The organism is Collinsella aerofaciens, from assembly GCF_020181355.1.
GTDB lineage: Bacteria > Actinomycetota > Coriobacteriia > Coriobacteriales > Coriobacteriaceae > Collinsella.
This window is the reverse complement of sequence record NZ_CP084004.1, coordinates 1614070-1634573: the sequence shown is the minus strand read 5'-3', so window position 1 is coordinate 1634573 and position 20504 is coordinate 1614070. Positions and strand designations below refer to the sequence as shown.

The 20504-nt window shown below is 59.6% G+C and carries 20 protein-coding genes; 8 read left to right on the top strand and 12 right to left on the bottom strand.

Annotated elements, in window-relative coordinates:
• Positions 1 to 150: 150 nt before the first annotated feature.
• Positions 151 to 978, top strand: a complete 828-nt coding sequence (locus tag LCQ44_RS07045; protein ID WP_117746767.1) for a Cof-type HAD-IIB family hydrolase — start codon at positions 151 to 153, stop codon at positions 976 to 978.
• Between the two features lie 274 nt (positions 979 to 1252).
• On the opposite strand, the gene polA is transcribed toward LCQ44_RS07045, so the two are convergent.
• Positions 1253 to 4003 (bottom strand): DNA polymerase I, encoded by a 2751-nt coding sequence (gene polA, locus LCQ44_RS07040; protein ID WP_225093444.1) that lies wholly within the window; start codon positions 4001 to 4003, stop codon positions 1253 to 1255.
• 166 nt (positions 4004 to 4169) lie between these two features.
• On the opposite strand from polA, the gene LCQ44_RS07035 reads away from it, so the two are divergent.
• Together LCQ44_RS07035 and LCQ44_RS07030 are read left to right on the top strand one after the other, a co-directional pair.
• Positions 4170 to 5567: an aminopeptidase gene (locus LCQ44_RS07035; RefSeq protein ID WP_225093443.1), complete on the top strand. Its 1398-nt coding sequence runs from the start codon at positions 4170 to 4172 to the stop codon at positions 5565 to 5567.
• A 103-nt stretch (positions 5568 to 5670) separates the two neighbouring features.
• On the top strand, positions 5671 to 6480 hold the full coding sequence (locus LCQ44_RS07030) for a YaaA family protein (protein WP_225093442.1): 810 nt from the start codon (positions 5671 to 5673) through the stop codon (positions 6478 to 6480).
• Positions 6481 to 6614: 134 nt separating this feature from the next.
• On the opposite strand, the gene LCQ44_RS07025 is transcribed toward LCQ44_RS07030, so the two are convergent.
• Positions 6615 to 7136, bottom strand: coding sequence for a hypothetical protein (locus LCQ44_RS07025; protein ID WP_225093441.1), 522 nt, complete (start codon positions 7134 to 7136; stop codon positions 6615 to 6617).
• 170 nt (positions 7137 to 7306) lie between these two features.
• Between LCQ44_RS07025 and thiC the strand changes: the two genes are divergently transcribed.
• Entirely contained in the window at positions 7307 to 8641 is a 1335-nt protein-coding gene (thiC, locus tag LCQ44_RS07020; protein WP_195192436.1) for a phosphomethylpyrimidine synthase ThiC, read from the top strand.
• 182 nt (positions 8642 to 8823) lie between these two features.
• A complete protein-coding gene (gene thiD, locus LCQ44_RS07015; RefSeq protein ID WP_225093440.1) occupies positions 8824 to 9654 on the top strand; it encodes a bifunctional hydroxymethylpyrimidine kinase/phosphomethylpyrimidine kinase in 831 nt (276 codons plus the stop codon).
• 334 nt (positions 9655 to 9988) lie between these two features.
• Here the strand turns inward: thiD and LCQ44_RS07010 are convergent, their stop codons facing one another.
• The 4 genes from LCQ44_RS07010 to LCQ44_RS06995 all read right to left on the bottom strand — a co-directional run bounded on the left by LCQ44_RS07010 (position 9989) and on the right by LCQ44_RS06995 (position 13094).
• Positions 9989 to 10648, bottom strand: coding sequence for a GDSL-type esterase/lipase family protein (locus LCQ44_RS07010; RefSeq protein ID WP_225093439.1), 660 nt, complete (start codon positions 10646 to 10648; stop codon positions 9989 to 9991).
• Positions 10649 to 10726: 78 nt separating this feature from the next.
• Positions 10727 to 11842, bottom strand: a complete 1116-nt coding sequence (locus tag LCQ44_RS07005; RefSeq protein WP_225093438.1) for a TIGR02452 family protein — start codon at positions 11840 to 11842, stop codon at positions 10727 to 10729.
• A 138-nt stretch (positions 11843 to 11980) separates the two neighbouring features.
• Positions 11981 to 12676 (bottom strand): Bax inhibitor-1 family protein, encoded by a 696-nt coding sequence (locus LCQ44_RS07000; RefSeq protein ID WP_117746759.1) that lies wholly within the window; start codon positions 12674 to 12676, stop codon positions 11981 to 11983.
• A 79-nt stretch (positions 12677 to 12755) separates the two neighbouring features.
• Positions 12756 to 13094, bottom strand: a complete 339-nt coding sequence (locus LCQ44_RS06995; protein WP_225093437.1) for a hypothetical protein — start codon at positions 13092 to 13094, stop codon at positions 12756 to 12758.
• Positions 13095 to 13344: 250 nt separating this feature from the next.
• Between LCQ44_RS06995 and LCQ44_RS06990 the strand changes: the two genes are divergently transcribed.
• From LCQ44_RS06990 to LCQ44_RS06980, 3 genes are all read left to right on the top strand, one after another.
• Positions 13345 to 14394 (top strand): inorganic phosphate transporter, encoded by a 1050-nt coding sequence (locus tag LCQ44_RS06990; protein ID WP_117640318.1) that lies wholly within the window; start codon positions 13345 to 13347, stop codon positions 14392 to 14394.
• 67 nt (positions 14395 to 14461) lie between these two features.
• A complete protein-coding gene (locus tag LCQ44_RS06985; protein WP_006234238.1) occupies positions 14462 to 15085 on the top strand; it encodes a DUF47 domain-containing protein in 624 nt (207 codons plus the stop codon).
• Between the two features lie 285 nt (positions 15086 to 15370).
• Positions 15371 to 15901 (top strand): nitroreductase family protein, encoded by a 531-nt coding sequence (locus LCQ44_RS06980; protein ID WP_225093436.1) that lies wholly within the window; start codon positions 15371 to 15373, stop codon positions 15899 to 15901.
• A 166-nt stretch (positions 15902 to 16067) separates the two neighbouring features.
• Here the strand turns inward: LCQ44_RS06980 and LCQ44_RS06975 are convergent, their stop codons facing one another.
• The 6 genes from LCQ44_RS06975 to pstB all read right to left on the bottom strand — a co-directional run bounded on the left by LCQ44_RS06975 (position 16068) and on the right by pstB (position 20504).
• On the bottom strand, positions 16068 to 16745 hold the full coding sequence (locus LCQ44_RS06975; RefSeq protein WP_118080366.1) for a DivIVA domain-containing protein: 678 nt from the start codon (positions 16743 to 16745) through the stop codon (positions 16068 to 16070).
• 62 nt (positions 16746 to 16807) lie between these two features.
• Complete coding sequence (locus tag LCQ44_RS06970; protein ID WP_225094245.1) at positions 16808 to 17053, bottom strand: YggT family protein; 246 nt, start codon at positions 17051 to 17053, stop codon at positions 16808 to 16810.
• Positions 17054 to 17110: 57 nt separating this feature from the next.
• On the bottom strand, positions 17111 to 17833 hold the full coding sequence (locus LCQ44_RS06965) for a cell division protein SepF (RefSeq protein WP_055251691.1): 723 nt from the start codon (positions 17831 to 17833) through the stop codon (positions 17111 to 17113).
• 60 nt (positions 17834 to 17893) lie between these two features.
• Entirely contained in the window at positions 17894 to 18631 is a 738-nt protein-coding gene (locus tag LCQ44_RS06960) for a YggS family pyridoxal phosphate-dependent enzyme (RefSeq protein ID WP_225093435.1), read from the bottom strand.
• A gap of 119 nt (positions 18632 to 18750) precedes the next feature.
• The gene (locus LCQ44_RS06955; RefSeq protein WP_006234247.1) at positions 18751 to 19608 is read right to left on the bottom strand and encodes a phosphate signaling complex PhoU family protein; all 858 of its coding nucleotides are present in this window, start codon (positions 19606 to 19608) and stop codon (positions 18751 to 18753) included.
• Between the two features lie 92 nt (positions 19609 to 19700).
• Complete coding sequence (gene pstB / locus LCQ44_RS06950) at positions 19701 to 20504, bottom strand: phosphate ABC transporter ATP-binding protein PstB (RefSeq protein WP_089571588.1); 804 nt, start codon at positions 20502 to 20504, stop codon at positions 19701 to 19703.

Below are 20504 nucleotides of genomic sequence, written 5' to 3'. Positions count from 1 at the left end.
AGCACAAGCGACAAATTCAAATTTCTGAAAAGTTTTTTCATTACTTTGTGAAGCGTGGTGCAAATACGCACCATTCCTGCGAAAATACGCCCGACTACGAGTTGATGGTTATAACGTCTGAAACAATCTCGAAACGAAAGGCGCATTTTTATGCAAACTTACGAATCGGACGCCAACATCGGCAACATTAAGATTCTCGCCGTCGATATGGACAAGACGCTGCTGACCGACGAGCGTGTGCTGCCCCAGGGTCTTGATGAGCGCCTGGACAAGCTCGCCGACGCCGGCATCGTATTCTGCCCCGCCAGCGGACGTCCCGCCCCCAAGCTCGAGGAGATGTTCGAGGGCATCAAGAACCGCCTCGCCTTTTGTCCCGACAACGGAGCGTGCGTGATCTATCGCGGCAGCTATATCTATAAAAGCAATATTGACGTGGAGCTGTATCAGCAGGTCTTGAACCGTGCCTCGGAGGATCCTCGCGCTGTCCCCGTCCTGTGCTGCTTCGACGAGTTCTACGTGCTTGCCCGCGACCATCAATACCACGACGAGATCAGCGTCTACTACAACACAATCAACTACGTAGACAGCTTTGAGGGCATTGATTTCGAGTCCAACAAGATTTCGGTCTTCTTCCCCGGCTACGACGCCGAGCCCGCTTTCCGCGAGACCTATAGCCCCGAGTTCTCGGACAAACTCTACGTCACCAACGCTGGGCGCGAGTGGATCGACTTTATGAACCTGGGCGTCGACAAGGGCGCCGGCGTCGCTCACCTGTGCGAGCACCTGGGCATCGATATTGCCGATGCTGCCGCCGTGGGCGACACCTACAACGACATCCCCATGCTGGAGCGCGTCGGTCACAGCTTTATCGTGGACAATGCCGAGGAGCACATGAACGCGCATGCCAAATGGCGCATTCCGAGCAACAACGACGGGGGCGTACTGACGCTCATCGACGCCATCTTGGCGGCTCGTTAACGTGGCTCGTCGGACCTGGCCGGGCGAGACGGGTAAGTTTTTCGTTCGGTCAGGTCCTGGGCTCGCTCGGAAAGCACATTAAGTGCTTTCCGGCTCGTGCGGAATCTACGAAAAACTTACCCGCCTCGCCCGGCCAGGTCCTAGGGTGACTTGCTTGCCGCCTAGATGGCGTCTTGGCGTCTAGATACTTGGCTGAATAATTATGGATGAAGGGAGTTCCTTGCTGAAAGGGACTCCCTTCTGGTTTGGCTGCTTTGGACCTGTGGCTGTTTTTCTATTTCGCGTCGGCCCAGGTTATGCCGGTGCTGGCTTCGGCGATTAGGGGGACGCGGAGGTCTACTACGTGCTCCATGACGTCGCGGACCATGGTGGTTAGGCGCTCGACTTCGTCGATGGGGCACTCAAAGTCCAGTTCGTCGTGCACTTGCAGGATCATGTGGGCGGCAAAGCCTTCCTCTTCCAGGCGGCGGCTTACGCGGGCCATCGCGATCTTGATGATGTCGGCGGCGGTTCCCTGCATGGGATGGTTCATGGCCGTGCGCTCGCCAAAGCCGCGGAGTTGCGGGTTTTTGGCCTTGAGCTCCGGAATATGACGACGGCGGCCGTACATGGTCTCGGCGTAGCCCGTCTGCTTGGCGCGTGCCACCACGTTGTCGAGGAACGTGCGCACGCCCGGGTAGGCCTCGTAGTAGCGGTCGATCATGTCGCGTGCCTCGGCCATCGAGATATGCAGCGACTGCGACAGGCCGTAGGCCTGCTGGCCATACACGATGCCAAAGTTCACGGCCTTGGCGCGACTGCGCAGGTCGGGCGTTACCTCGGACACCGGCACACCGAACACGCGCGCCGCCGTCTCGGCATGGAAGTCCTCGCCCTCGTTAAAGGCGCGCACCAAGTGCTCGTCACCTGAGAGATGCGCCAGCAGACGCAGCTCGATCTGCGAGTAGTCCACCGCCAAAAAGACGCTTCCCTCGCCTGCCGAAAACGCCGTCTTGACGGTACGACCCAGCTCCGAGCGCGTCGGGATGTTCTGCAGGTTCGGGTCGCTCGAGGACAGACGCCCCGTTGCCGTGATGGTCTGGTTGTACGTAGTGTGTACGCGACCGTCACCACGGCGTAGCGGGCCCAGCGTGTCCAGATAGGTGGACTTGATCTTAGACTTCTCACGCCAGTCCAAGATCAGACGCACGATTTCGTGGTCACGCGCAAGGTCGCTCAGCACCTTGGCGTTGGTCGAATAATAGCCGCGCTTAGTCTTCTTGAGGCCCTTGGTCGGAAGCCCCATCACATCAAAGAGCACGTGCGACAGCTGCATGGGGCTGCCAATATTAAAGGTCTCGTCACCCGCCAGGTCGCGAATACTGCGCTCAACCTCGGTAATCTGGGTCGCCAGACCCTCGGACAGACTGTGCAGACGGTCGGGGTCCACGAGCATGCCCGCGCGCTCCATCTTGGCAAGTACCGGAACGAGCGGCATCTCGATGCCATCGAACACGTTGGCGGCATTCTCACGGGCCATGCACTCGCGCAACGGTGCCACGAGCGCCAGCGTCAGAGCCGCAGTACGGGCGGCAGGCGCCGGAGCGTCCTCACCGGCACCCTCTGCGCCGCGCGCCGCAGGCAGCGCCATCTGCAGATACGTATCGGCAAGATATGCCTCATCGAACTCGGAGCGATCGGAATCCAGCAGATAGGCAGCGACCACGGTATCGAAGATACGCGTGGAATCGGTAGCGAGCGGATCCATGAGCTCGGGCTCAGAAGAATCGACGGGCGAAAGCTCGTGCAACAGCGCCTTCATATCCGGGCTCGCCACGCGACCCTCCATAAACAGACGCGCGAGCACGCCGGCAATCACGCCGTGAACGAAGTTGAAGCCCTCAACCTCAGCCGCCGCACAGCTGTCGCCCTCCTCGAGCGCGAACAGGCCCTTGGACGTCGCCAACCACAGCGTGCGCGTCAGTCCAAAGAGCGCGCCCTCTTCCTTGTCGTCGTCCACCACGGCGGCGACCCACTCGCCCGCCTCGATCGCACGCGAAACCTCGGACGCCACGGCAGCAAGCGCCTCGGCATCGCCGGCAGCGGTGCGCTCAATCGTGGGCATCTCAAACGTTCTAGCAGCGGCAGCAGCCCCGCCCTCGCCGCCGATCAGCGCCAAGAAACGGTTCTGCATGGCGGTGATACCAAGCGTGCCCAGCGCCGCGGACACTTCGTCGGCAGAAAACGCCGGGAAGGACGTTTCGTCAAAGTCGAGCTCGACGGGCGCATCGGTGCGAATGGTTGCGACCTTACGGCTCAGCAGTGCGTCGTCGATGTGTGCACGCAGGTTCTCGCCCATCTTACCCTTGACCTCGTCGGCATGCGCGATGACCTCGTCCAAGCTGCCGTACTGCGCGATGAGTGCACTCGCCTTTTTGGGGCCGATGCCCGGCACGCCGGGGATGTTATCGGACGTGTCGCCCTTCAGACCGTAAAAATCGGGCACGAGCGCCGGCGTAATGCCGTGATACAGGTCATCCACGCTCTCGGGCGTCATAATCGCTACATCGGACAGGCCCTTACGGGTCGAGACCACGTTGACGTGCTCGGTAACAAGCTGATACATGTCGCGATCACCGGTCACCAGCAGCATGTCACAGCCGGCCTGCTCGCCCAGGCGCGCCATAGTGCCCAGGATGTCGTCGCCTTCCCAGCCCTCGGATTGCAGAATCGGCACGTTGAGCGCGGCGAGCAGCTCCTTGATCATAGGGAACTGCGCATGCAGATCGGGGTCCATGGGCGGGCGTTGCGCCTTATACTGCGGCAGCATCTCCATGCGCACGCGCGGCTTGCCCTTATCAAACGCCACAACAACGCCGTCGGGGTTAAAGGCATCGATCATCTTAAGAAACATGTTCAGAAAGCCAAAGATCGCGTTGGTGGGGCGACCGTCCGGCGCGTTCATGGTGGGCGGCACGGCGTGGAAGGCGCGATGCATGAGCGAGTTGCCGTCGATAACGGCAAAGGTGCGGCGCTTGTCAGACATATTGAATACCTCGCTTTAGGCTGGGCACGGTTTGCTCACTCCAGTTTACACGCTCCCCGCCCCGCGGCCACCTCACATCAAGCTCCCCCGCCACCGTGAGCCCGCGCGTGATACGATGGCTCACGGTACATCAACCAGCACGATCGATCCGAAAGGAGCCTGCGTCATGGAGCGTCCCTGCGCATGGAAAAAGTACACGCCACAGCAAATCGAGGAGCTCGAGGAGCTTTGCCGCGGCTATAAGCATTTTTTGAGTGAGAACAAGACCGAGCGCCTGTGCGTCAAGGCCGGCATCAAGATGGCCGAGGAGGCGGGATACGTCGACCTGGAGACCGTAATCGCCGAAGGCCGCGAGCTCAAGGCAGGCGACAAGGTGTATGCCGCTAACCACGGCAAGGACCTTATGCTCGTCAACCTGGGCACCGCCCCGCTCGAGCAGGGCTTTAACATCCTGGGCGCGCACGTGGACTCGCCGCGCCTGGACCTTAAGCAGAACCCCGCCTTCGAGGCCGGCGACATGGCTTATCTCGACACGCACTACTACGGCGGCGTCAAGAGCTACCACTGGGTGGCCTCCCCGCTCGCACTCGTAGGCGTCATCTGCAAAAAGGACGGCACCACCGTCGACATTAACATCGGCGACAAGGCCGACGACCCGGTCTTTACCATCTCCGACCTGCTGATCCATCTCTCGAGCGAGCAGATGTCCAAGCCTGCCAAGGACGCCGTCGACGCCGAGATCCTCGACGTGATCGTGGGCGGCCGCCCCGTCAAGTTCGATGAGGACGACAAGGACGCTCCCAAGGAGCCCGTCAAGCAGATGTTCTTGGACATCCTCAAAGAGCAGTACGGCGTCGAGGAGGAGGACTTCCTCTCCGCCGAGATCGAGGTCGTGCCCGCCGGCCCCGCCCGCGACATGGGCCTCGACCGCTCCATGATCTTGGGCTATGGCCACGACGACCGCGTCTGCGCCTACCCCTCTATGCTCGCCCAGATCAACGTCACCAACGTGGAGCGCACGAGCATCACGCTCATCGTCGACAAAGAGGAGATCGGTTCCGTGGGTGCCACCGGCATGACGAGCCGCTTCTTCGAGAACACCGTCGCCGAGATCATGACGCTCGCCGGCGAGGGTAGCCCGCTGGCCCTGCGCCGCGCGCTCGCCCGCAGCCGCATGCTCTCCTCTGACGTGTCCGCCGGCTTCGACCCGGGCTATGCCGCCAAGTTCGAGACCAAGAACGCCGCCTTTATGGGTCGCGGCCTGTGCTTTAACAAGTACACGGGCAGCCGCGGCAAGGGTGGCTCCAACGACGCCGATGCCGAGTATGTGGCCCTCGTCCGCGACATCATGGACAAGGCAGGCGTGGATTTCCAGACCTGTGAGCTCGGCCGCGTCAACGCAGGTGGCGGCGGCACCATCGCCTACATCATGGCCAAGTACGGCATGAATGTCATCGACTCCGGCGTTGCCGTTCTGTCCATGCACGCCCTATGGGAGGTCGCCAACAAGGCCGATATCTACGAGGCCTACCGCGGCTACAAGGCCTTCCTCGAGCGCGCCTAACCAGCCCTTCATAACTTGCGGTGAAATACGGACTAAACTGGCCTATAAACGGCCAAAACAGACCGTATTCCACCGCAACTTCCTTTTTGACAGAGGAGAGTCCATGCTGCAGGTCATCATTTCGCCCGCCAAGCAGATGCGCTCGGCCCAAGATGCTTTTGAAGTCCTGGGCATTCCGCCCTTTGCGCGCGAGACGGCTCGACTGCATCGCGCGTTGCTAGATATTGAGCGAAATGAAGGCAGCGGCGGCCTGCAGGCGCTATGGAACGTGAGTGACAAACTGCTGGGGCCTTGCCTCAACACCCTGCATGAGTTCGAGCCCATCTTGGAAAACGGCGACCTCGACAATCCCGATATCGCCCGCAATACCTCCCCCGCCGTCATGTCCTATCACGGCATTCAATACCAGAGCATGGCACCCGAGGTGATGGATGCCGCGCAGCTCGCATGGCTGCAAGACCATCTGTGGATCCTCTCGGGCCTTTACGGATGCGTACGCCCCTTTCATGCCGTCGAACCGTATCGGCTGGAGATGGGTGCGAAGCTCGCCGTTGACGATGCCCGAGACCTCTACGCGTTTTGGAGCGACAAGCTCGCGCGGGTTATCGCCCCGGCAGGTTCAAACACCACGATCGTCAACCTCGCCAGCGTAGAGTATGCCAAAGCCGTTCTGCCCCACCTCGCGGGCGACGCCACAGCCGTCACGTGCCTCTTTGGCGAGGGTATCCGCAACGGGAAGCCCATCCAACGGTCGACCGCCAGCAAAAAGGCGCGCGGCTCCATGGTGCGGTGGATGGCAGAAAACAAGCTCGAGGATGCAAGCGAACTTACCGCATTCAACATCGGCTATCGCCACGTCCCCGAGCTCTCATACCTAGGCACCCTCGTGTTCATCAACGAACAGATGCTCTAGAGCCGGCACCCAACACTGACCCGCTCAGCCTTCTCTATATAACTTGCGGTGGAATAATTCCTATTTGAGCCTTTTTCGCACAATCAGGAACTATTCCACCGCAACTTTTATGAATTGGCTGCTAGGCTCGACACCTATTCAGCTAGACCGTCGGCCTTTGCAATCCCGTTTGTCGAACCGTCCTGATAGACAATCTTGACGTGCTCGACCTCGGACACCGCAACACCCGACGGGGGCTCCAGGCGCCATTCCGTCAGCGCGATATCCATCGTCGTGGGCACATCCCCTTGATCTTTGAGCTTCACCGTCAACGTTTTGAACGTCGCATCATACGTCACGCGTTCGATTTCCTCACCAGGAATAGACCCACCACTCAGCTGCAACTGCACAAACTCATCGCACGGGTACCAATAATCGCCCGGAACGGCGAGCGTATTGGCATTACCGCCAGTACTCCTCACCGTCATAATCGGCAGGCCCTCGTCGGCCTCAAACTCCCAGGCGGCGCCGCCGCGACCGCCAAACGTCCAAATCCAAAAGGCAATCACCAGCACGGCAAGCACCGCAAAGCCAATCGCGACCAACCCATGGTGCGCACGGCTTTCCTCGGCCGATACGTCCCATTGTGTCTCTCGATATAGATGCTTGTCTTCCATGTACGCCTCCCCACGGGCACGCTTGTTAGGCCAATCGTACCCATTCAGGCTATACTTGAGCCCATGACATAACGGGGAGCTTGCAGGACAAGACGGCAGGCTGAGACTGGGCGCGCCCGCCCTGACCCGCAAACCTGATATGGGTAATGCCAACGAAGGGAGCCGTGCCAATGAGCACACAGACCGAGCCCAAGCTCGTCACGCAAATCGACTTCGCCCGCGCCGGGCAGATCACACCGCAGATGAAGGAAGTCGCCGAGCGCGAGCATCGCGACCCCGAGTACATTCGCGAACGCGTGGCCGACGGCCGCATCGCCATCCCCGCCAACATCGTGCATATCAAAAAGGGCATGCGTGCCTTTGGCGTCGGCGAGGGCCTGTCCACCAAGGTCAACGTGAACTTGGGCATCTCGGGCGACAAGGCCGACGCCGCTGAGGAATGGAAGAAGGTCAAGATCGCCGAGGACTTTGGCGCCGACGCCATCATGGACCTCTCCAACTCGGGCAAGACGCGCCAGTTCCGCCAGCAGCTCATCGACGAGACGCCGCTCATGGTAGGCACCGTCCCCATGTACGATGCCATCGGCTACATGGAAAAGCCGCTGGTCAAGCTGACCAAGGACGATCTGCTCGAGGTCGTGCGTGCACACGCCGAAGACGGCGTGGACTTTATGACCATCCACTGCGGCATCAATAAATCGGTCATCAAGACCTTCAAGGAGACCGGCCGCCTCATGAACATCGTCAGCCGCGGCGGCTCGCTGCTGTTTGGCTGGATGGAAGTCACCGGTAACGAGAACCCCTTCTACGAGTTCTACGACGAGGTGCTCGAAATCTGCCACGAGTACGACGTAACGATCTCGCTCGGCGACTCCTGCCGCCCGGGCTGTCTCTACGACTCCAACGACGCCACCGAGACTGCCGAGATGATCGAACTGGGCAAGCTGTGCAAGCGTGCTTGGGCCGCCGGCGTCCAGGTCATGGTCGAGGGCCCGGGTCACATGGCGCTCGACGAGATCGCCGCCAATATGAAGCTGCAGAAGCGTCTGTGCCACAACGCCCCGTTCTATGTGCTGGGGCCACTGGTGACCGATATCGGCGTGGGCTACGACCACATCACCGCAGCCATCGGCGGCGCCATCTCCGCGAGCTCCGGCGCCGACTTCCTGTGCTACGTGACGCCGGCCGAGCACCTATGCCTGCCTAACGCCCAGGACGTGCTCGACGGCCTCATGGCCACTAAGATTGCCGCGCACGCCGCCGATATCGCCAAGAAGGTGCCGCACGCCCGCGACATGGACGACAAGATGGGCCAGGCACGCCGCAAGCTCGATTGGGACGCCATGTGGAAGTGCGCACTCGACCCGGTTACGGGCAAGAAGCGCTACGAGGAGTCCCCCGCCGCCACCGAAGGCACTTGCACCATGTGTGGCAAGATGTGTGCCGTCCGCACCGTCAACAAGATTTTCGAGGGCACCACGATCGACCTCGGCATGGAGGACTAGCCCTGTCGCCGCGGCCGCTTCTGGCAGCGAGCTGGTGCCTGTCAATTGTTGACGTGTGAACATTTGCTTGCATTTGCGTAAAGATTGCATCGCCCGCCCGGGTTCGACATAGAGTCGGCCCGGGCATCATTATAATGCTGGCTTATAGACCCATTTGATTCCGACCGAACAAGGGAGCGAACATGGATCGCAGTAAGGTACCTGCCGTTCTATCCATCGCAGGATCCGATTCCAGCGGTGGCGCCGGCATTCAGGCCGACATCAAGACCATCACGGCGCACCGCCTGTATGCCGAGACGGCCATCACCGCCATCACCGCACAGAACACCTTGGGCGTCACCGCCGTACAGGATATCTCGCCAGATATCGTAGCCGCGCAAATTGACGCCGTTTTTGACGATATCCGCCCGAACGCCGTCAAGATCGGCATGGTTTCTTCTGTCGAGATTATCGAAGTCATCGCCGACCGCTTGAGCGCCTGGAACGCAACAAACGTGGTCGTCGACCCCGTCATGGTAGCCACCTCGGGCGCACGGCTGATTGCCGAAGATGCCGCCGAGGCGCTCACCCGCCGCCTGTTCCCGCTAGCGACGGTTATCACGCCCAATATTCCCGAGGCCATGGCCCTGCTCGACTACGAGGTCGACTCCGAGCGCACGCAGCAAAATGCTGCCATGCTCCTCACCCGCCGCTTTGGTTGCGCGTCTCTCGTTAAGGGCGGGCATTTTGTCAACGAGGCCAACGATGTGCTAGCAGAGCCCGCGCCGCTCGATGACGAGGGCAACCACCTGGGCGATCCGCTCACCACGTGGTTCCGCCACAAGCGCATCGAGACCGGCAACACGCATGGCACCGGTTGCACGCTCTCGTCCGCCATCGCCTGCGCGCTGGCCCAGGGCATGGATCTTGCCGACGCCGTCAACGCCGGCAAGGCCTACCTAACCGGCGCTCTCGCCGCCGGCTTTGACATGGGCAAAGGCTCCGGCCCCGTTAACCATATGTGGCAGTATTAAGACTCGCAGTTCAAAACCACCGCAAAGGAGACAGGCACCTTTGCGGTGGTTCCCACAAACATCTCGATCTGTAACAGTTAGAGTCCATTTTTCGGCCCACCTGTTACAAATCGAGACATCCAAATTCCATTGAGAAGATAATCTCGATGTGTAACATTAACTCGGCAAAATCGACCCTAGATGTTACAGATCGAGACAAACGACCGATATCGACCTAAAATAATCTCAATCTGTAACATCTAGCCCGTTTTCGGCCTTACAACTGTTACAGATCAAGACAAATCAACGAAACAAGCCACCGCAAGGAGAACTATTGTGGTGGTTTGGGGCCGTGCTACTCACCGAGCATCTCTTGGAGCTTGGCTGCCACGGCGTGACCCAGGCTCTCATGGCTTTCGGGCATCATATGCAGATAGTCGATATCGCCCGGCTCGGCAAAGTCGGCGGCATTCAAAAAGTCGCAGCCAAACTGCTCAGCCACATGCGCGTAGTACTCACCAAAATGTTCCGAGGCTTCTACGGAATGCTCGTCAAAATCGGTCATATATACGTCGGCGATCTGCGGCTTAATCTTGATAGGCGCCATCAGCAGAATGCGCGGACAAGGCGCAGCGTCGGTCCACGGAAACGCGCGGACGGCGCGAATCAGCGCCATGGCGCCACGGGCGATATCGGAAGCTGTCACGTTAAAGACCGTCTTACAGTCGTTGGTGCCCAGCATGATCACAATGGCGTCCAGCGGCTTATGGGCCTCGAGCAGCATCGGAAGTGCGCGGATGCCGTTAAGATTGGTGTCCAGATGGCACATGTCGTCGCGTACCGTCGTGCGGCCGTTGAGGCCTTCTTCAATTACATGCCAGCCCTCGCCTAAGTCACGTTGGGCCACGCCGCACCAGCGCACATCCTGCGCATAGCGCACCGCGGTGCCGTCGCGCATGCCCGCCGGATCGTAACCATAGGTGTTGCTGTCGCCAAAGCATAGAGCGTTTTTCATCGTAAGCCCCTCGCTCAGTAAAAAGCCGACGGAAGCAGCCTCTCCCGCCGGCTCGACCTATCTGTCAGCACGTACCGATTACAGGTACTTGCGCCAATCGTCCTCGTCCTCATCATCCTCGGTAGCAGCCTGGGCCTGCTCGGCGGCGCGAGCTGCCGCAGCGCGAGCGGCAACCTGGGCATAGGACTCCTCGTTGCGCTCGGGGAAGTTTGCCAGCACGTGCTCGAACTTGGCAAAATCCTCATCCCAGCGCGTAGAAGGCACGGCAAAGAAGACTTGCTTGACCTTAAAGTCGCCCGACGCGAGCTCCTTGCGGAAGAGCTCGGCCACGGCCTCTGCGTCAAAGCCGTTGTTGTCGCAGCCCCAAGCGCCCAGCACGAGCTTCTCGCGACCTAGCTCGTCGCAGATGGCAAGCACAAAGCGAATGCGGTCGCGCAGGGCGTCCAGCAGAGCATCGTCGCTCACGCGATACTCCTGGCGGGCGCGCTTAACGTTGGGCGCGGCGGCCACGATCACGTCGGCGTATGCATGCACGTGGTTGCGGTCGAAGCGCACCGCAGGCACCACCAGCGCACGGTTGCGGTAAAGCTCGCAGTTGATGTTGCGGCGACGGTTCTCGCCGTACCATTTGCGCTGCTTATCGAGAACGTTGTACAGATACGAATCGGCGCACAGCGTGGCCTCCTGGCCCAGATAGCCCTGGATGTAGCCACCGCCCGGGTTGGTGAACGAGGCAAAGGCGAGCACGGCCATGTCGCAGAACTGCGCATAGCCACGACCGTTGTCCAGGATGGCCTGCGTGGTGGAGGCATCGAGCACGGTGACCTCAGGCAGAACCGGAGCGGGCTCCTCAGCAGGCGCGGACTCAGCTTCGGCGATTTCCTCGGCAGGCTCCTCGACGGGCTCGAGCGCTGCCTCGACCTCGGCAGCCTCCGCGCCCTCGACGTCCTCGGCAACCTGTTCTTCGGTGGCCACAGCACTCTGAACCTTGGCCTTCATCGCCGAGACAAAGCCGGCAGGCATACCGTCAAACTCGCGAACACCGGCAAGCGAACGCTCGATATCCTTGGCGCACGCTTCGGACACAGTTGCCACGTGACGCTCGGCGGCCTTGGCACGGGCCTCGCGCTTGGGATTGGGCTGACCCGCTCGGTTGGACCTGCGGTTACGGTTCCTGTTGTCGACGTCTGCCATAAGTGGTCACCTTTCTCGGTCTCTGCCGCTATCGGCTTTTCCCATCCATGATACCCCGCCGCGTACAAAAAAGACGGCCCCGAAGGACCGCCTTTCGCATCGATTTGCACGCACGGCAAGCACCGCCGCAATTCGCCACTAGTCGCGACGGCCGAGGATGTTCAGAATGCGCAGGAACACGTTGATAATATCCACGAACAGGTTAGAGGCCATAAGCACGGCGTTGGGCAGCGTAGGCGGCACCGTCGTGGCAACATAGGTGTCGTAGCCAATAAAGCCGGCGAACACCACGATCACGATCAGGTCGGTGATGGTCTGTGAGACGCCCATGAACATCAGCACGATCTCAACCAGAATAGTAGCGAGCAGAATGCCAAAACCGATGCCATATACGCGCTGGAAAAACTTGGGGAACGTCACGCCAAGCGCGCCAAAGACAAAGGTGATGGCGGCCGTGGCGATAAAGGCAGTGTTGATGGTGGGCAGGTCGTAGTTGGCAAGGCCAAACGACGCGGTCAGGCCAAAGGTGCTCGCAAAGATTACGTAGCCCACAAGGGACAGGCCCACGGACTGCTTGCTGGCGGCGGCCGACATCATGACCATGCCGACGATGGTCAAAATAAATGAGCCAAAGACCAGCGGCAAAGCGGCGCCGCTCATCATCATGCGCGCAAACGACATGGTGCTCGTAAAGTAAGCACCGACGCCCATGGCGCAAAAGCCCAAAAAGATCAGGGCAGACATGGCAAGATTATACGCACGCGGCGACATCTCCTTGGCACGGCTTGCGCCGGTTTCGATGGGGCCGTTCTGATAGCCCTGAATATCGTTCATAATTTCGTCCTTTCAAAAGCGCCGCGACAGCGCAGTAGCTGACAAGATTCCTGTCATTGTACCCGAATGCCGTACGTCCTTACCTACGGCGCTCGCCCTCAAGCGTACGATCAAAGGCCCAGACCCACCAACGCATCACGTGTGCCTGCGAGCCGTCTGCCCGCTCGCGCGTCTGGTCCTCCAGATACAACTCGGTCGCGTGCCCGCCAAAACGCACCCTATAGGTCGCCGTACGAATGCCGTGAACCGTCAGGCCAAAACCGGTAGACGAGACAATCTCGTCAATCGTAAAGCAGCGACCGTCAACCCAGCAGACGGTAACCGGCACAACCTGTCCGCCCGCGAGGATGCGAGCCACGACGTCCACATACTGCTTGTGTACGCGCCGAGTTTTGCCGTCTGTCTGTCGATATTCCATGCCTCCTATTATCGAACGCATGTTTGTATGTTGTAAAGCGAACAGACTGTGGTTTTGGAGTGTCGTAGTAATCACACGTGTCCGCATGGCGTGTTAGCAAAAAGAACACCCGCGGTCAACAGGGCAAATATTCAATTTTAGTGCCAAAAAGTTCACTTCTCCCATCAGAACTCGGTAAAGAGACCCGCAGGAGGTGATACGATTTATCATGTTTTTGTAACGTGCCTGCAAACTTCGAGAAAGCCCATATATGGACGTAACGTTCTCAACCTTCCTCGGCCAAATTGTGTCGAACCCAGTCCTTGCCGTCACCGTGATCCTCGCGTTGGGCGCCATCTTCGTCAATGGATGGACCGACGCGCCCAACGCCATCGCGACCTGCGTCACTACGCGTTGCATGCCCGCCCGTGCCGCCATTCTCATGAGCGCCGCATTCAACTTCCTCGGCGTACTCATCATGACGCACTTTAACGCGAGCGTCGCCAACACCATCTCACATATCGTCGACTTTGGCGGAAATAGCACCATGGCGCTCGCCTGCCTATGCGCGGCGCTGTTCTCCATCGTCGTCTACGGCGCCACAGCGTCGCGTTTTGGCATCCCCACTTCGCAAAGCCACAGCCTCATCGCCGGCCTGACCGGTGCCGCTATCGCCCTCGGCGGCGCGAGCAGCGTCAACGTCCACGAGTGGATGAAGGTTATCTACGGTCTGGCGCTCTCCATCGGCTTGGGCTTTGTCATGGGCTGGGTCCTGTGCAAGCTCGTCTCGATTCTTTTCGCCGCCGCCAACAGGCGACGTGCCAATGTCTTCTTTAAATACGCTCAGATCGCGAGCGCTGCGGCCATGAGCTTTATGCACGGCGCGCAGGATGGACAGAAGTTCATCGGCGTGCTCTTTTTAGGTGTGGCCTTTGCCAGCGGCCAGACGAGCGTCGGCGATGCAGGCATCCCCATCTGGATTATGCTGCTGTGCTCGGCCACTATGGGTATCGGCACCAGCGTGGGCGGCGAGCGCATCATCAAGTCCGTCGGCCAGAGCATGGTCAAGCTCGAAAAGTACCAGGGCTTCTCCGCCGACCTCGCAGGCGCCGCAAACCTGCTGCTTGCCACCCTTACCGGCATCCCCGTGTCCTCCACCCACATCAAGACCTGCGCCATCATGGGCGTCGGTGCCGTCAAGCGCCTTTCGGCCATCAACTTTGGCGTGGTCAAGGACATGATGTTCACCTGGTTCTTTACCTTCCCCGCCTGCGGACTCATCAGCTTTGTCATGGCCAAGCTGTTCATGATGTTCATCTAGTCAAACCGAGCGTCCATCCGGACCGTAATACTTCGCCCACCCGTCTTCGCCTCGAAAGGACCCACTCATGGCAAAGAAACCCGATTCGTTCTACTTCGACAACTACGTCGCCTGCGCCGACCTTGCCGTCCAGGCCGCCGAGCTGCTCACCAAGATTTTCGAGAACTTCGACCCCGCAAAGATTCACGATATGCTCAACAAGATGCACGCGATCGAGCATGCGGCCGACAAGAAGCACCATGAGCTTGAGGACGCCCTGCTCACGGCCTTTATCACCCCGCTTGAGCGCGAGGACCTGGACCTGATGAGCTGCTCGCTCGACACCGTGCTCGACCGTATTGAGGGCGTCGTGCAGCGCGTCTACTTCACCAACATCCAGAGCATCCATCCCGACGCCATCGTCATCGCCCACAAGGTGACCGACGCTTGCCGCGCCATGAAGGACCTGATGGTCGAGCTGCCCAACTACCGCAAGTCAAAGACCCTGCGCGAGCTGGTCATCCAGATCAACACCATTGAGTCCGAGGCCGATGAGCTCTACATCAACGCTATGCGCAACCTGCACGTCAATGGCAAGGACCCGCTCGAGGTCATCGCCTGGCGTGACGTCTACGCTTTCCTGGAGTACTGCGCCGACTGCTGCGAGAATGTGGCTGATGTTGTGGATTCGATTGTCATGAAGAACAGTTAATTGGGGGTACGTATCCCACCGGTCGCGGGCCCGACCACTAATACCTTTTTCACTCCGGCTGCAAGCAGAGTCGTTCAAAAGGTATTAGTGGTCGGGCCCGCTCCCTTACGTACCACCATTGGGAACTTTGGCTGAGGGGTTGAGCGTGGTGGGGCCTTTGCTGTGATGGCCCTTGATTGCTCGGGGTTTTACTTTGGTATTCGATGAGCGATTGGCTGATTGCTGCTTTGGGTACTGTTTGGGTTACTTTGGGTTTGTTTGATTTTTAATTGTTGGAGGGCTTGTATGTCTTATTTGGATCTGGCTCGGGGTCGGTATTCTTGTCGTGAATTTGAGGCTCGGGCTGTGGAGCAGGCTGTGGTGGATGCCATTGTTGAGGCTGGACGCATTGCTCCTTCTGCTTGTAATAACCATCCAACCCGTGTGATGGTGTTAGATACGCCCGAGCTTTTGGAGAAGGCGGCTGCTTGTCAGCCTCGGTTTGCTCGTGATGGGTCCATCTTTGGCGCTCCGCTCATCTTCCTCATTTGCAGCGTTACCGACGACGCTTGGGTTCGCCCCTATGACCAGATGAACTCCAGCGCTATCGACACCTCGATTGTTTGCGATCATATGATGATGGAGGCCGAGGAGCAAGACCTGGGAACGTGTTGGGTATGCCATTTTAAGCCCGAGCTAGCCCGAGAGCGGTTCAACCTGCCCGAGGGCGTCTATCCCTATCACATGCTCGTCTGCGGCTATCCTGCCGACCACATCGCCGATCCCGAGCATCGCGATGCCCGCACCATTCCCCTCTCCGACTTCCTCCTCAAGTAGTTTTTGGCACATGCCCTAAAATCTACTTTTTACCACGCGCCCTTTGCCGAGTTCTGCCCTATCACACGCAGAGCTCGGCGTTTTGTTTCCCAACCCGTATGCAGCCACAAAAGAGGAGCCCGCAGGTGCGAGCTCCTCTTAAGGACACGAGATTGTAGCTCTGGCGCTAGTCCAGGTCGTCGGCGGCAAAGTTGTCGATCGGGGCGAAGGGGTCAGCCACGGGAACAACCGGATCAGCGACAGGCAGCGGCTCGGCGGCGGGAACGGTCACTGCAGGAGAAGCCGCAGAACCGACCGGCGTGGAGGCCATAAGGTCGGACGGGAAGGAATTCTGCGCATCGTCCATGAAGTGCTGGATGAGCTTGAGGTACTCGGCTTTGAACTCCTCACGGGAAGCCTTCAGACGGTCGATCTCCTCGAGCTCGGCCTGCTTCTCGGTCAGGGCCTGACGGATGACCTCGCGGGCCTTGGCGTCGGCTTCGTTGCGGATGCGCTCAGCGTTCTCGTTGGCATCGTTGACGATGCCCTCGGCGGTCTGCTGGGCAGCAATCAGCGCAGCGGAGATCTGGCGCTCCTGAGCGGAGAAGTCGGGTGCGGGAGCGGCCACAGGAGCGGCGGGAACGGCCTGAGCGGCAGCGTCCTGAGCCTGGGCAAGCTGAGCCTGCGTGTCGGCAAGCTGCTGCTCGGTGGCAGTCAGACGACCCTTAAGATCGACAATCTTGGCAAGCATAGCGTCAACCTCGGAGGACAGCGTCTCCAAAAAGACGTCGACCTCGGCGGGATCATAGCCGCGCTTGGCCTCAGAGAAAGTCTGAGCCTGGATGTCAGCAGGGGTAATAGCCATAACAAGTTCTCCTTTATCATCGCCTTGGCGCCGGGCGCCCGACGTAAGTTACTAAGCCAGTTCTATACGAGTATACCTATAAGAAGCTGCAGAATCAGCCTCTGCACCAACTGCAACGCAATAATCGCAACGACCGGCGAAAAATCAACGCCGCCCAACGGCGGAATAAACCGACGAAACAGGTTGAGCCACGGACCGCAGACGCTATCGAGCACCGCGGCGATATCCTGCAGCAGGCCGCCCTGCTTCATGGGAATCCACGTCATAAAGCAGTAGACGACAATGAGCGTGGAATAGAAGTTGAACAGCGTGTTGACCAGCTGGACGATAGTGTAGATGTTGATGGGAATCTCCTCGTCTTGTCTTTACTTAAGATAGCCGTCAGCACGAAGCTTCTTGAGATCGGAATCTTTGACCTCGCAGCCGGCGGGCAGCACCATGAACACGCGGTCGCCCACCTCCTTGACCGTGGCACCCAGACCGCAGGCAAAGCCGTAAGAGAAGTCCAAGACGCGCTTGGCAACTTCGGTGCGTACGCCCACAAAAATCAGTGCGACAGGCTGCTTGGTGCGAACGCGGCGCACCACAGTCTCCACGTCGTCATAGCTCTCGGGGCGCAGGACATAGGCCGGCAGCTGCGGCGTGGCGTTGATGATATTGCTCGCATAGGCCGAGGCATCGCTCGGTGCAGGCGCGGGTGCAGCGGCGGCACGGGCGCGGGTATTCTCGGCGTAGCTCGACGGCGTGTCATAGGCACCGGGACGATAACCGCTCGCAACACTGTCCTGCGAGCGCGAAGGCGGGTTATACGTCGTGGCATGGCGGGAGTCATCGCCGACCAGCTGACCGGAGCGCGTATACACGGCAACCGACTCAGCTTCACCGCGGCGCGTCTGACCAAGCAGGCCGTTGCTCGGCTCGTCTTGGGTGTAGAAGCCCTCGCCCGAAGCACCGCTGTAGCCGTTGCCCTGATAACTATCGTCATAGCCGTCATCGTAGCCGTAGTCGTCGTCCTGGCCATAACCCTGGTCGTAACCCTGCTGGCCGCCCAGGTGCATCTTATTTTTAATCTCGTCAAGGAAGCCCATGGTTGTGTCCTCTCGCGGTTTAGTGCAGGCGCCCCGATAATCAGTGCGCACTTCAGAGCCTTATTTTACTGCAAACTCCGGGCTAAATACTACCCTGCCCAGGCGAACGAGCGTAGAGCCCTCCTCAAGGGCAGGCTCAAAGTCTTCGCTCATGCCGCAGGAAAGCTCAGGCAGGTTCAAATCGGGATGCGCCGCCTCCAGCTCATCCCTCAGCTCACGAAGCCCCGCAAAGGTGCGGCGTGCCATATCCTTATTCCCCCGGGGCGCCATAGTCATAAGCCCCTGTACGCAAATTCCCTCAAGTTCCGCAAGCTCACCCGCGGCGGCGCGAATCTCATCGGGCGAAAAGCCTCCCTTCGACTCCTCACCACTCACATTGACCTCAATGAGCACACGCTGGGGGCCGGCGAGTTCGCCTGCCTCAATCTTGCGGGCAGCACGGCTCGAGATCGCCTGCGCCAGATGCAGCGAACCCACCGAGTGAATCAGCTCGGCTGAGCCCAGCACCGCATTGATCTTATTGGTCTGCAGGTTGCCGATCATATCGAAGCGCACCTCGGGCAGCTCCGGATGCTCCGCCAAACCTGTGAGCTTGCGAACCAGCTCCTGCGGGCGATTCTCGGCAAAATGGCGATACCCCGCCTGGATGGCGGCAACGGTCTCATCGACACCAACGGTCTTGGACACGGCAATGAGGCGCGCGGCGTCGTGGGGACGGCCCGCGCGATCGAGCGCCGCATAAAAACGTTCCAGAATCTGCTCGCGGCGAGCGCGCATCAAGTCCAAATAGTTATCCATTGCCAATCGCCTCCGCTGACAGCCAAACAAGTAGTCCCATGCTAACGCAAGAGCGCGGCCCCGCATGTGCAAGGCCGCGCTCACTTAGGTATTTACAATCTTTCGACGAACGGGGTTACTTACTCCTCGTCGTCCTCGCCATCGTCCTCATCCTCAAGATGATCGAGCAGGTAGCGAAGACCCTCGCTGACCTCGTTAACGGGCACCTTGGCAACGTAGCGTGCATCGACGGCGGGCCTCATGATAACACCCTCGCCCGAAGGCACGCGCATGCTCTCGAGCTCATCCTCATCAGTGCAGGCGATATCACCGGCAGTCATACGCTGTCCGGTCAACAGGAAGGTCAGACGGCAGGCGGCATCGATGGAAATCGAGGCGATGCGATCGAGATAGCGCGATACCATGATGGCGCGGCGCAGGTCGTCATAGTTGCTGTCGTCGTCCATAAAATCGCCCGTGTCCATGCGGTTAAAGGTGCGGAAGAACTTCTCGTAGGCGGCGTGCACTGGCTCGTCCTCGACGGCCAAGTTGCAGATGATGGACATGTCGTTGGTGACGAGCGCAGAAAGCGAAGAGCCCAGCACCTGGTAGACGGCCTCAGCCTCGGCCTCGACCGTGCCGACAAGCTCCTTGGGCAGCGAGATGTCGGCCTTGATCATATGACGCGTGGCGCGGCAAATCTGGCGAACCTTATCGGTCATGCGCTGCAGGTTAAAGTCGACGTAGATGATCGTCTGCAGCAAGCGGAAGTCGGAGGCGACCGGTGACTGCGTGGCAATCAGGTTGTAGCAGACGGCCTCCAGGTTGGCGCAGCGTGCGTCAATCGAAAGCGTGCGCTTCTTGGTCTTGGTGGCGAGCTTGCGGTCGTCGGTCACATAGGCCTTCACGGCATCGTGGAGGGCCAGATCGACGGCCTCGTAGATGCTCAGCATCTCGTGACGGGCCTCGATGAGCTGACGGGAAAACAGTTTGCGCATGGTTCACTCCAATCAGTTGGGTGCGGTCATGCCGCCCGCACAGTGAATACGCACCGGACCAGATCCGATCGGCTTGGGACTAGTCGCACCGATCAGCCAAAGCGGCCGGTGATATAGTCTTCCGTCCGCGAGTCCACCGGGCTGGTGAAGATCGCGTCGGTTTGACCATACTCGATGAGCGTAGCGGGCTCGCCGGCAACTTCCTGCAAGAAGAATGCGGTGTAGTCGCTAATGCGAGCTGCCTGCTGCATTGAATGCGTGACGATGATGATCGTCATCTCGGGCGCCAGCTCGGCCATCAGATCCTCGACCTTAGAGACGGACGTGGGGTCGATGGCGGAGCAGGGCTCGTCCATCAGAAGGACATCGGGTTGCACCGCAAGCACGCGCGCGATGCACAGACGCTGCTGCTGACCGCCCGAGAGCGCCAAACCATCCTTGTTGAGCTGATTGGATACCTCTTTCCAGAGGTTGGCGCGCTTGAGCGATTCTTCCACGATGTCATCGAGGTCACTTTTGCTAGTCACGCCCTGCAGACGAGGGCCAAAGGCGACATTCTCGTAGATGGATTTAGGAAACGGGTTGGGCTGCTGAAAGATCATGCCCACGCGACGACGGAGATCGACCGGGTCGACACCCTCGGCATAGATATCGTTGCCGTCGAGCGTCATGGTGCCCTCGACGCGCGTGCCCTCGATCAGGTCATTCATGCGGTTGATGCAGCGCAAAAACGTCGACTTGCCGCAGCCCGAAGGGCCAATGAAGGAGGTGATGGCGTTTTTGGCGATGTTGAGGTCAAGCCCCGTCAGCGCATGAAAGTCACCGTACCAAAAGTTGAAATCCTTGGCCGTAATGGCCGCTTGCTCCAACGTGGGAGCGGACTGATAAACGGACAT